General features: G+C 52.9%; 13 protein-coding genes. 4 read left to right on the top strand and 9 right to left on the bottom strand.

Going from position 1 to position 11172, the window contains the following annotated elements; translation table 11 throughout:
• Positions 1–364: 364 nt before the first annotated feature.
• The 9 genes from BUB22_RS14720 to BUB22_RS14680 all read right to left on the bottom strand — a co-directional run bounded on the left by BUB22_RS14720 (position 365) and on the right by BUB22_RS14680 (position 7151).
• Entirely contained in the window at positions 365–778 is a 414-nt protein-coding gene (locus BUB22_RS14720; RefSeq protein WP_073116315.1) for a putative toxin-antitoxin system toxin component, PIN family, read from the bottom strand.
• Positions 775–1062, bottom strand: coding sequence for a type II toxin-antitoxin system RelB/DinJ family antitoxin (locus BUB22_RS14715; RefSeq protein WP_073116314.1), 288 nt, complete (start codon positions 1060–1062; stop codon positions 775–777). Before BUB22_RS14715 ends, BUB22_RS14720 begins: the two co-directional genes overlap by 4 nt.
• 265 nt (positions 1063–1327) lie before the next feature.
• Positions 1328–2143 carry an ATP-dependent sacrificial sulfur transferase LarE gene (gene larE / locus BUB22_RS14710; protein WP_073116313.1) on the bottom strand — a complete coding sequence of 272 codons (816 nt, stop codon included), beginning with the start codon at positions 2141–2143 and terminating at the stop codon, positions 1328–1330.
• 39 nt (positions 2144–2182) lie between these two features.
• The gene (locus tag BUB22_RS14705; RefSeq protein ID WP_073116312.1) at positions 2183–3529 is read right to left on the bottom strand and encodes a nickel pincer cofactor biosynthesis protein LarC; all 1347 of its coding nucleotides are present in this window, start codon (positions 3527–3529) and stop codon (positions 2183–2185) included.
• Between the two features lie 44 nt (positions 3530–3573).
• Entirely contained in the window at positions 3574–4302 is a 729-nt protein-coding gene (gene larB / locus BUB22_RS14700; protein WP_073116311.1) for a nickel pincer cofactor biosynthesis protein LarB, read from the bottom strand.
• 54 nt (positions 4303–4356) lie between these two features.
• Complete coding sequence (gene tatC, locus BUB22_RS14695) at positions 4357–5280, bottom strand: twin-arginine translocase subunit TatC (RefSeq protein ID WP_073116310.1); 924 nt, start codon at positions 5278–5280, stop codon at positions 4357–4359.
• Between the two features lie 115 nt (positions 5281–5395).
• Entirely contained in the window at positions 5396–5596 is a 201-nt protein-coding gene (gene tatA, locus BUB22_RS14690; protein ID WP_073116309.1) for a twin-arginine translocase TatA/TatE family subunit, read from the bottom strand.
• Between the two features lie 81 nt (positions 5597–5677).
• A complete protein-coding gene (locus BUB22_RS14685; protein ID WP_073116308.1) occupies positions 5678–6682 on the bottom strand; it encodes a DUF362 domain-containing protein in 1005 nt (334 codons plus the stop codon).
• Between the two features lie 64 nt (positions 6683–6746).
• Positions 6747–7151, bottom strand: a complete 405-nt coding sequence (locus BUB22_RS14680; RefSeq protein WP_139259032.1) for a hypothetical protein — start codon at positions 7149–7151, stop codon at positions 6747–6749.
• Between the two features lie 141 nt (positions 7152–7292).
• Here BUB22_RS14680 and BUB22_RS14675 point away from each other — a divergent pair, with 141 nt between their 5' ends.
• The 4 genes from BUB22_RS14675 (at position 7293) to BUB22_RS14660 (ending at position 11159) form a co-directional block, all read left to right on the top strand.
• Positions 7293–7739 (top strand): MerR family transcriptional regulator, encoded by a 447-nt coding sequence (locus BUB22_RS14675; RefSeq protein ID WP_073116306.1) that lies wholly within the window; start codon positions 7293–7295, stop codon positions 7737–7739.
• Positions 7740–7781: 42 nt separating this feature from the next.
• Positions 7782–8363, top strand: a complete 582-nt coding sequence (locus BUB22_RS14670; protein ID WP_072797259.1) for a flavodoxin family protein — start codon at positions 7782–7784, stop codon at positions 8361–8363.
• A gap of 40 nt (positions 8364–8403) precedes the next feature.
• Positions 8404–9462 (top strand): MBL fold metallo-hydrolase, encoded by a 1059-nt coding sequence (locus BUB22_RS14665; RefSeq protein ID WP_073116305.1) that lies wholly within the window; start codon positions 8404–8406, stop codon positions 9460–9462.
• 122 nt (positions 9463–9584) lie between these two features.
• On the top strand, positions 9585–11159 hold the full coding sequence (locus tag BUB22_RS14660) for a CotH kinase family protein (protein ID WP_083535573.1): 1575 nt from the start codon (positions 9585–9587) through the stop codon (positions 11157–11159).
• Positions 11160–11172 lie beyond the last annotated feature (13 nt).

Genomic DNA, 11172 nt, shown 5'->3' with positions numbered 1-11172 from the left:
TTTTGAAGAAAATGCCTAAAATCACTAGTTTTTAAGTGAATAATTTGCCGAAATTCACTATTTTTTGATGTTTTTGCGTTAGGGGGCGTCGCACCTGTGAGCCAAATACTCCGAGCGTTAAGCAAGGAGTTTTGGCGAGAGCGAACGCAACCGGAGAATTATTCCAGGATTGTAGCGTGAGCGGCCGCTGGCATGTGCGGTGGCGAGACGCGCAAGCGGCTCGATGAGCCGACCCCGGATCAGGTCCGGGGTGACGAGAGGCGAGCAGCACCCGCCCCGGCCCCTGGCTGACGCTGGGAGATCCCCGCCTTCGCGGGGATGACAAGTTGGGGCCGGGGAACGCCCTGTTTTTACATTAGGCAGACTACAGGTTGTCCAGAATTCTCAGCATTTCCGCAGGGGTGACGACTTTCGGGTGTTGCGGAAAATGCTTCTGGTTGCCCGTGACCAGAAAAGTGTCATCGGTCTTGTTCTTCTCCATGGCGACCTCGAAAAACACCACGTCTTTCGGATCGGGAAAATCGCCAACGAGATTTTCAACGGCAGCAAGGTTCACGCCGATGGATTTCAGGCGAGAAATCAAGAAATCGACGGTTTCTGTTGGAAAATGAAACTTCTTGCGCGACAGGACTTCTTCGTATTCCTGTAAAATGGAATCGTTGAAAACGGGAATAATCTCGTGGGCGTAGGTCTGTTGAACGACCTGCCCAGGGACGGAATCCCACCGCAAAAGCGCAGAAACTAGCACGTTGGTGTCAATGACGGCGTAGCACTTCATTTGCCTGCCCGCGCCTGTGCGATTTCGGCGTTGATTTCTTCAAGGGACATGTCGGCGACTCCTGCATCGGCGGCGGACTGCGAAGCCTGCTTCATGGCTTCAAGGACATCGTCGGGTGCGGTCGGGCGGAGTTTCATGCTGAAAGGGATGCCGTTTTCGAGAATGGTGCGGGCAAGGAACATTCGGACGGCTGTCGGCAGGTCTATACCGAGTCTTTCGAAAATACTCCCTGCTGCGGAACGGGTCTTTTCGTCCACCCTGACTTGTAGCAATGTGCTCTGCATGGTATACCTCCGTATTTACAAAATATACAAATGTATTCTGTGTGAATGCAAGTGACTTTAATATTAATATATAATTTTTAAGGCTTTATAGATTAATTTTTTTAAAAATACAGAGAAATTAGCCCATTTCAGGACCCCCACACTACACATTCCACACTGGAATCGCGTTAGGGATAGGCACCCGTAAGGGCCGAGACTACAGGCTCGGCGAGCGAAGCGAGTATAGCCCGACCCGGCCCCTGGCCGGGGAACGCCCAATAGTGGGCTAAACTTGCTTTGTGGCTAAAGTCTCGTTCAGGCTGCCGCTGCGGAAGCCCTGCAGATCCAGCGAGATGTAGGTAAATCCGATTTTCTTGAAGGCTGCGAGAATCTGGTCGCGCTTTTCTAGAACTTTGTTGAAATCTTCGGGCAACACCTCGATGCGTGCGAGGTTGCCATGCAGGCGCACGCGGAACTGCTTGAAGCCAAGTTCAAAAAGCAGTTGCTCTGCATTTGATATCATGGAAAGCTTTTCCCGGGAAATGGGTTCTCCGTAAGGGATGCGGCTTGCGAGGCAGGCGAAGGAGGGCTTGTCCCACGTGGGTAAATCCAGTTGGTGCGAAAGTTCGCGGATGTCTGCTTTAGTGAGTCCGCATTCCAGGAGGGGGCTCCTGATGCCTAGTTCCTGGAGGGCACGCATTCCCGGGCGGTAATCGTGAATGTCGTCGGCATTGCTGCCTTCGCAGACGGTTGAAAATCCTGCGGCCTTTGCGCGTTCTGTAATTTTTGAAAAGAGGTTGTGCTTGCAGAAGTAGCAACGTTCCCTGGAGTTTTCGGCAAAGCCTTCTACCTGCATTTCGTCAACTTCTATCAGCTGCTGCGGGATTCCGTGCAACTTGCAGAACTCTCGGGAAAATGCGATTTCGCGTTCAGGGACCATTCCTGCCTGGACGGTGTAGGCGACCATGTTGTCGCCCAGCGTGTCGTGGGCGACTTTCGCAAGGAACGTGGAATCTACGCCGGCAGAAAATGCGATGGCGACGCGGTCCATTTCGCGCAGGAGGGTTTTCAGTTTTTCAAACTTTTGGCTCAAGCTTTCCATGTAAAGTAAAATACAAAATTGCGGCTTGACAATTCACTTTTAGTGCAGTTTCTTCTCGACCGCTTTCTGGATTTCGCGGATGGGAACGCCCGCCTTGTCGGCACATGCTTTCAGGTCGTCAAATTCGAGCTTGATTTTTTCGATGTCGCCTAGGACGGACTTCTTGACGCGAACCATGCCGAATTCCGTTTCGACTTCGAAGGTGCTGCGGGCCATGCAGGTGCGTTCTACGGGGAAACGGCGCACGCCGACGGTCGACGTATGTAAGAAAATCGCTTTCTCTACGGCAGCCAGGTGCTCGCTGTCGGCGAGGGCGCACAGGAGAGTGCCCATGCGGTTCTTCTTCATGTAGCAGGGGATAAAATGAACATCGCGGGCTCCCGCCTCGAAGATTTTATCCATGGCGTAGCCTAGTTCTTCGGGAGTGGAATCGTCAATATTCGCTTCAATTTGGAAAACGTTGCAATCTGCGGGGGTGCAGCCTGTGGTAGTGGATGTTGCGTCGCCGCCTTTGTCGTTTGCGCAGTCTTCGATAATTTGCGCCCGCAAGAAATTTGCTCGCCCGAAATCACGCTTGCCGAGACCCACGCCCGATTTTAAAATCTTGTAACTTGCAGGGAGTGTTTCTTGTGTTCGGAGGGCCGCCACGATGCCCGCTCCCGTTGGGGTGACCATTTCCCCCTTCGTTTCGGTGATGTGAAGCGCGATGCCCGCAGCTTCTGCAATGTGCGCTACCGCCGGAACGGGAATCGGCAACTGGCCATGTTGCGTTTCTACAAAGCCAGAGCCTTCGTTGAGCCCTGTAACGATGCAGTTCTCTATACCAAGGTCATCGGCAAGGACGGATACCACCAAGATATCGACGATGGAATCGACGGCACCCACTTCGTGGAAATGGACTTCTTCTACGGGCACGCCGTGAGCCTTTGCTTCGGCTTCGGCGATGATGCGAAAAATCTTTTTTGCGGTTTCAAGGGCGCGGGGCGTGACTGCCCCTGCATTTGCTGCGCGGTCCAGAATCTCGTAGACTTCGGACAAGTGCCGATGTTCGTGATGATGCAATGTCGCTGATAAGGTTGGTGAGCCTGTCGAACCAGTCGAAGCGCCGTGACAATGTTCGCCATGTTCATGGTGATGATGGTGCTCTACATACCCTTCTTCGTGAGAATGCACGTGGTCTGCGTCGTGGTCATGGACATGCACCGCAAAAGAAAGCCCCGCGATGCTGTAGCTCTTTGAATTTTCCACATGGATATGGACGCCTTCTAGGCCGAGCCCTGCAATCGCCGCGTCCAGTTTTTCGCGGGAAGCGCCGAGATTCAGGAGGGCAGCGACCGTCATGTCGCCGCTGATACCGCAAGAGCTGTCGAGAAAGAGATATTTCATAAAAGTGTGAAATGTGAAATGTGAAGTTATTCGTCTTGATTTGGTCAGTTTATTTGTAGCATGCGGAAGGCGGCGATGGCCGCCCCGAAACCGTTATCGATATTTACCACCGTCACGCCCTCGGCGCAGGTGTTGAGCATGGTGAGCAGTGCGCTAATCCCGCCGAAGGATGCCCCGTACCCGACCGATGTGGGCACGGCAATCACGGGCGCTTTCACGAGTCCGGCAATCACGCCGGGGAGCGCGCCTTCCATTCCGGCGACGGCGATAACCACCGAAGCCTTGCGGATTTCCTCCACTTTCGAAAGTAGGCGGTGCAGCCCCGCAATCCCTACGTCGTATTGGCGCACGACTTTCACGCCGTTAAATTCCAGCGTCTTGGCGGCTTCTTCGGCAATAGGCAGGTCCGCCGTTCCTGCGCAACATACGGCCACCGGCCCGAACTTTGCAACCGTTTGCAATGCCTTGCCGCCGGAACTTCCGCGCTTCCGGCTAGCCGGAATTTCATCTGCCAAAGAAATCGTCCGGGAGAGTTCGTCGTAGCAGATTTTCTCGCCTGCATTTGCGATGAATTCCGCCTGTTCCCTGCTGCAGCGGGTCCCTAATACGCGGATGCCTTTTTCGCGGAACTTTCTAAGAATTTTCAGGAGCTGTTCCGAAGTCTTGCCTGCGCAATAAACGGCCTCGCTAGTGCCTGTGCGCGATTCGCGGCTCACGTCCAGCTTGGCAAAACCGAGGTCTTCAAAGGAATCTTTTGAGACAAACTTTTTCATACTTCTAATATATCACTTAGAGTTGACTCTAAGGCAAATAAATTTTTCTAAAAATCAATAAGGTTTCCACTTGTCGGCGTCTTTTTCTGCGCCGACCTGGAACTTGGAAGAAGGTGCCGCAAAATCGATGTCGTCTGTTGTGGGGGAGTCGGTTTCGGCATTCGTCGCAGCGGTCTGCGCAGGTTCTGATTCCGTCGCGGTTGCGGTTGAATCTCGCGGCGCGATGTTCGGGGCGTTTTCAGGATGGACTTCTTTCAAGGCACGCCCCTTGTAATGCCTGGCCGCAAGGAGGCCCGCTTCGAAGAGCAGGTACGTCGGGACTCCGAGCAACAATTGGCTAACAACATCGGGGGGAGTGAGGAGGGCCGCCAGCACAAGGATTGCCACCACCACGTAGGGGCGCTTGCTGCAGACGGTTTCGTAATTCACGATGCCCGCACGGATTAACGCGTAGGTCACCAGCGGGAACTGGAACATGCATCCGAACGCAAGCGAAAGCCAGAGCGCGAGTGTTACCAGGTTAGAGACTCCGAATACGGGCTGCAGGGTCGTGCTTGCAAAGCTCATGCCGAACTGCACAATCAGCGGGAAGCAGACGACAAGGCAGAAGGCGACGCCCGCGATAAACAGCCCGCTGGTCATGGCCACGATGGAGCGGATGAATCGTTTCTCGTTATCGTATAAAGCAGGAAGCACGAACTGCCACATGTTCCAGGCGATGTAGGGCGAAAACAGCACGCAGTCCAGGAGAGCAGAAATCTTGAGCTGCAGCAGGAACACTTCCATCGGGGAAAAGTAGTGGAGCGTGACGCCGCCCTGCAGGGCAATTTGCTTACAGAACCAGTCCAGAACGTAGGGCGAAACAAGGAACAGGGGCACGATGCCGATGGCAATGGCTATAATAGAACGCAAAAGCGCCCGACGGAGCGCTTCCAAATGCGAAATCAGCGTAGCCTCTTGATCCTGCTTGGTAGTCATAGTGGTTGATTTGTAAACCAAAGTATGTCACTCTGGACCCTGGAGCGCAGCGATAGGGGATAGAGTCCATGGATCCTATCGACACTTCGTGTCTCCAGGATGACATTGCCTCAACTTATTTTTTCTCTTCTGCCTCGGCGGCTTTTTCCACCGTCTTCTGCAGGTCTTCGGCTTCTTCCTTCAGGGCGTCTTTCGCCTTCTTGTACTCGTTCTGGGCCTTGCCCAGGGAACGTGCAAGTTCAGGAATGCGCTTTGCCCCGAACAGGAGAAGCACCACGACCACGATCAGGATTATTTCTGGAATTCCAAGGGACATATTTTACCTGCCTTTTCCTAGAAATATAACATAATCCGCGACGGTGACGAGAATTTATCTACGGCACCGTCGCGAACTAGGCTACAGTTCGATAATCCTGTATTTGCGGTTACCCATCTTCAGCTTTTCCATGGCGGGGAGCTGGTGCAGGCCTTCGCGGGTCTCGATGCGTTCCTTGAGGTCGTGAAGTTCCTTGGGCGGGAGCTTGTAAACCATGTCAACGCTGGCCTGGTCCACCGCCACGATGTCTGTGGAGGCGAGAATGCCGATGTCACGGCACTTGGGTTCCGCTGCAGAAAGCCCTGCGCAGTCGCAGTCTACGGACATGCGGCGCAGCACGTTAATAAAGCAGATGTGACCCTTGAAAAAGTCGCAGGTGGCCTTCGCGGAATCGGCCATGGTTTCCATGAACAGGGCTCCGCTGGTTTTCCAGCCTGCCGTGCCGCCCGCTTCCATCTTGGTGGGGCCGCCCTTCACGTATTCGTGAATCATCTTCTTGCCCAGGCGTCCGCCCGCGCAACCGATGGCGATGTTCTTCATGGAGCCGCCGTAACCGCCCATGGCGTGGCCCTTGAAGTGAGTCAGCACGATCATGGAATCGTAATTCTTGATGTGTGCGCCCATGGACATTTCCTTGAAAATGAGGCCATCCTTTACGGGGAGCATCACTTCGCCGTCTTCGTCCATGATATCCACGTCGCAGAAGGTCCAGCCGTTCACCTTGAGGGTTTCGCGGTGCTGTTCGGTAGTGTACCGGTCGCCTTCGTACCAGGTGTTGGTCTCCACAATCTTGGAGTTGGGCACCTGTGCCTGGAATTCCTTGACCCATTCGCGAGGCAGGATATTGGGGCCGTTTTTTTCGCCGGTGTGGAGCTTGATGGCCACGCGTCCGGTGATGCCCTCGTTGATTTTCTTGTACAACTTGATGAGGCCGGCGGCACTCAGGTCCTTGGTGAAATAGACGTTGGAAACGTCCTTTCCGGGTTCCTTCTGTTCCATGGATTTCCCTTTCGCGAAAGCGGGTGTGAATACGGCGGAAGCGAGTGCTGCTGCGCCTGCGGTTTTTAAAAAGTCTCTTCTGTCCATAGTTTACCTTGAGCCTGTCATTCTGGAGAACCGAAGGTTCGATAGAATCCAGGCAGTTGCTTATTTAGTGGTTGGTGTGGACCTCGGCCTTGGCGAGGGATTGGGCCTTGTATTTGCGCGCAATAATCATCACCGCCCATACGGATGTGATAAATGCCGACATGGCAACACCCACCGTGGACATTTCACGCACCATCTCGGAAACACCTTCGGGGCTTGTGGCTGCGGTAAAGAAGGGATAACTCCACATAAGTTCTCCGTTCATGACATGGTCGATAATCAGGACGCCAGTCACGAGCCAGAGCATACGGGCAAGCAGGCGCAGGCTTTTATAGAAGGGCTGCGGAGCGCCAGAAACCGCGGCTTCAAGGTTCCTGGATTCACTTTTAGACTTGTCGGTCTGTTGCAACACGAGGGTTGCGATGGTGGTGACGACCGCTTCGGCCATGGGCACGACAAAACAGCACATAAAATCTCCTTTTGAATAAGTTCTATAAGAAATATAATACTTAGAGTTTACTCTAGGTGTTGAGTTTTTGTGAAAAAAGTTGAAAAATTAGAGTTGGCTCTAACTCTATCATTTAGGCGAAAATATTTATATTTTGTAAATATGAGTTACTCCATAGGTGATGTCGTCAAGAAGACAGGACTTTCGGCCTATACCCTGCGTTACTATGAAAAAGAGGGCCTGCTTCCCTTTGTCAAGAAGAACTCCTCGGGCGTGCGGGCCTACAGCGACGAAGATCTTCGCTGGCTTACCATGATCGAATGCCTCAAGGATTCGGGACTGCAAATCAAGGAAATCCGCCAGTACATCGAGTGGTTCAACGAGGGCGATTCTACGCTTGCCCAAAGACTTTCCCTTTTTGAAAACCGACGCAAGATTCTTGAAAAGGAAATGGCCCGCCTTACGGTGGCCATGAATAAGATTCGCTACAAGGAACTGCTGTACCGGGAAGCGGTTCGGGTGGGGAACCTGGACATCGCCACCAACGAAAGGCGTTTCATGCAGCTGAAGAAAAAGTTGTTCGAGTCCCCGGACGATTTTGACAAGTAGAATTTTAATAAAGAAACATTTTTCATAACAAAGGAATTTATCATGAAGGTCGTTTTATTCAATGGTAGCCGTCGCGAAAAGGGCTGCACTTATACGGCGCTGAGCCTCGTGGCTGGCGAACTCAAGGCCGCTGGCATCGAGACGGAAATCTTCTTTGTGGGTGGTCGCGTGCTGAAGGGCGAAACCGACGCCGTGGTTCACGAGGCCAAGGAAATCCTTAAAACGGCCGATGCCGTCGTTTACGGCTCTCCGGTGTACTACGCCTCTCCGAGTGGCGAGATGCTGATGTTCCTGGACAGGCTTTACGGCATTGCCGAAGCGGAACTGCTCTTTAAGCCCGCCGCAACAGTTGCTTCTGCCCGCCGTGCCGGCACTACCGCAACGCTCGACGCCCTGAACAAGTACCCCACCTTTGCGCAACAGCCCCTGGTGACATCTCGCTATTGGAACATGGTTCACGGTTCTAGCCCTGAAGATGTGCTGAAGGACGAGGAAGGCGTGCAGATTATGAAGGAACTGGGCCGCAACATGGCGTGGATCCTGAAGAGCATCGAAGCGGGCAAGAAGGCGGGTGTAGAACAGCCCGTTGCCGAAAAGAAAATCTTCACGAACTTTATACGATAGAGGGAAGATTCGCTTGCGTTTTAGAAAGAATAAAAAACTCATGATTACGGCGATTATCTTATCTGTACTTTTTATTTTGGGAGATGTGGGCGTGTTGTTCTTATCGCAGGCAAGTTTCGGGCGCATCCCGCAGGGCAAGCGCCTTGAACGTATCAAGCAGTCGCCGAATTACAATGGCAAGCAGTTCGTGAACGAGGTCGAAACTGTCACCATGACGGGCGATAGGGGCGTTTTTGCCGTGTGGAAGGATTTCCTGTTCGGCGACAAGAGTCAGACCGTTCCCGATACCGCATTGAACGTGCTCAAGACCGACCTGAAGTCGCTACCGCAGGACCGCGATTGGATTGTGTGGTTCGGACATTCCTCGTACCTGCTTAATTTGTCCGGAAAGAAGGTGCTGGTGGATCCGGTTTTTTACCAGGGCTCGCCGGTGAGTTTCGTGAACAAGATGTTCAAGGGAACGGACGTCTACAAGCCCGCCGACATGCCGGATATTGACTACCTGGTGATTTCGCACGACCACTGGGACCACTTGGATTACCGGGTGGTGACGGAACTGGAACCTCGCGTAAAGCACGTGGTAACAGGCCTTGGCGTGGGCGAGCATTTTGAATACTGGAAATATCCCGTTGAAAAACTTACGGAACTCGACTGGTGGGAATCTGTTGACCTGGGCGAAGGCTTTAACGTGACGGCGACTCCGGCAAGGCATTTTTCGGGCCGCGACCTTCACCAGAACAAGACCCTGTGGGCATCATTCGCCTTCAAGTCACCTAAGCGCACTGTTTGGATTGGCGGTGATTCGGGTTATGGTCCGCACTTCGAAAAAATCGGAAAGAAATTTACCGACATCGATTTGGCGATTCTTGAAAATGGGCAGTACGACAAGGATTGGTCGCTCATCCACACCATGCCGGAATACCTGGGCAAGGAAATGGTGGAACTAGGCGCGAACCGCTACATGACGGTTCACCATTCCAAGTTCTGCCTGAGCAAGCATTCGTACACGGAACCGCTGGAAAATGCGAAACGCGCCGCCCAGGAATCGGGCAAGCCCGTGCTCATGCCGCAAATGGGCGAGGTTGTGTATTTGGAATAATACGGTTGTTTTTACACACTTCCTAAACGGATATTTTAAGCAAGCACCCGCAAAAAGGTGCTTTTTTTGACGTTTTTATCTAATTATGTGGGTGCGGGGTTGGTGTTCCAAGAGGTTTGTGTATGGATTGTTTGGCACGGAGGCTTGCTCCGGTTGTTTTTGCGAGCGTGCTTGTTGCATGCGGTGAGAGTTCCGTCAGTGTTGATGCTGGCGTTGGCGTTGAATCGAGTGACGCGATGTTTTCTGAACCTGTTTATTTCGCTTCGTCTTCAAGCACTGGAGAAGCGCCTGCGGGAATGCCGAAGTATTCTTTTGCGGAACCGCCTGAAGGAGGCGCTTCTTCAATTGCAGACGTGCCCGAGATGAACGTTTCGAGTAGCAGTTATTCTGCGGATCCCATGCCAAATAACGGCGTGCCTTATATTCGCATTGTCGCGGAAGATGCGACAGTACTTACGCGGACGGACAGCCTGGAAAAACCCGAGTACATCGGGTGTACCATTGAGGTCGCGGGAAACGGAAAATATGCCGATGTTCCGGTGAGCGCCGCAAAAATAAAGCAACGCGGGAATTCTACGCGACTCTGGTACGACAAGAAACCTTACCGCATCAAGTTTCAGGAAAAGACCGAAATGCTCGGGCTTGCCGCGAACAAGGACTGGGTACTGTTGGCAAATTTTCGCGACCCGACGAACTTGATGAATGCGCTTGCTTTCGATATCGCGCGGGAGATGGGTAATTTCAATTTTGTGAATGCGAACCGCTTTGTGGAAGTTGAAATCAACGGCGATTACAAGGGGTTGTACCAGCTGACGGAACAGATTGAACAGGCGGAAAACCGCGTGAATGTTGCCGCAGACGGGGTCCTCCTGAGTTTGGACCAGGATGACGGACCGGAACTTTCCCCCGATGCGGCGGACAACTTCTGGAGCGCTACATACAAATTGCCTGTTGCCGTAAAATACCCGAAGACGCTTGCAGAAGGTGATTTGGAACGAATCCGGACGGATTTCAAACGACTGGAAGATGCGATTGCTACTGCCGATTACGATGCGGTGCAGGCGTTACTTGACGTGCGCACGTTTATGGATTTCTTGATTCTGCAAGAAATCACGCGCAACGTGGAACTTGAGGCCCCGCGTAGCATGTACCTGCACAAGGCATCTGCGGAAGGCAAGTACGTATTTGGGCCCGTGTGGGATTTTGATGGCGGTTTTGGTTACAGCTGGAACGAAGAGACGAAGGAATACTTTGGCAGTCAATCGTGGATTCTCGGGAGTACGAACCCGAGCGGAAGCCCGTTCAACTGCACGGCCGACAAGAAGAATGACTGGGGAATGTGCACTGCGGGAACATCCGGAGGCCGAGGCGGGTTTGGCGGCTTTGGTGCTAATGCCTGGGACGGTTCGGGAGCATCTGGATTTTTCACGAACCTTTTCTCTAATGCGCAATTCCTTGCAGATTACAAGGCGCGCTGGGCGGAACTTGCACCGAAACTCTCTGCGCTTGTTTCGGAGCGCCTGAACGTGTACCTTACAGAAAATGCGGTGGCGATGGCGAATGATGCTGCCCGCTGGCCCTGGCCCGAAAGCAAGAACGATACGGGGAAAAATTCTGCTGCTGCGGCCCAAGATTTGGAAATGTGGATGCAGAAGCGAATTTCGGACTACGGTGCCGTGGTGGATGGTTATTATTAGTTATATTGACTTT

This window comes from Fibrobacter sp. UWCM (genome assembly GCF_900129735.1).
Classification (GTDB): domain Bacteria; phylum Fibrobacterota; class Fibrobacteria; order Fibrobacterales; family Fibrobacteraceae; genus Fibrobacter.
This window is presented reverse-complemented; position numbering and strand designations above follow the sequence as displayed.

Bases quoted from the DNA above. Each gene is read 5' to 3' on its own strand.
- BUB22_RS14660 (WP_083535573.1), top strand. From the start codon at position 9,585: ATGGATTGTTTGGCACGGAGGCTTGCTCCGGTTGTTTTTGCGAGCGTG.
- tatC (WP_073116310.1), bottom strand. From the start codon at position 5,280: ATGACTACCAAGCAGGATCAAGAGGCTACGCTGATTTCGCATTTGGAA.
- BUB22_RS14675 (WP_073116306.1), top strand. From the start codon at position 7,293: ATGAGTTACTCCATAGGTGATGTCGTCAAGAAGACAGGACTTTCGGCC.
- BUB22_RS14670 (WP_072797259.1), top strand. From the start codon at position 7,782: ATGAAGGTCGTTTTATTCAATGGTAGCCGTCGCGAAAAGGGCTGCACT.
- larB (WP_073116311.1), bottom strand. From the start codon at position 4,302: ATGAAAAAGTTTGTCTCAAAAGATTCCTTTGAAGACCTCGGTTTTGCC.
- tatA (WP_073116309.1), bottom strand. From the start codon at position 5,596: ATGTCCCTTGGAATTCCAGAAATAATCCTGATCGTGGTCGTGGTGCTT.
- larE (WP_073116313.1), bottom strand. From the start codon at position 2,143: ATGGAAAGCTTGAGCCAAAAGTTTGAAAAACTGAAAACCCTCCTGCGC.
- BUB22_RS14720 (WP_073116315.1), bottom strand. From the start codon at position 778: ATGAAGTGCTACGCCGTCATTGACACCAACGTGCTAGTTTCTGCGCTT.
- BUB22_RS14715 (WP_073116314.1), bottom strand. From the start codon at position 1,062: ATGCAGAGCACATTGCTACAAGTCAGGGTGGACGAAAAGACCCGTTCC.
- BUB22_RS14680 (WP_139259032.1), bottom strand. From the start codon at position 7,151: ATGTGCTGTTTTGTCGTGCCCATGGCCGAAGCGGTCGTCACCACCATC.
- BUB22_RS14665 (WP_073116305.1), top strand. From the start codon at position 8,404: ATGATTACGGCGATTATCTTATCTGTACTTTTTATTTTGGGAGATGTG.
- BUB22_RS14685 (WP_073116308.1), bottom strand. From the start codon at position 6,682: ATGGACAGAAGAGACTTTTTAAAAACCGCAGGCGCAGCAGCACTCGCT.
- BUB22_RS14705 (WP_073116312.1), bottom strand. From the start codon at position 3,529: ATGAAATATCTCTTTCTCGACAGCTCTTGCGGTATCAGCGGCGACATG.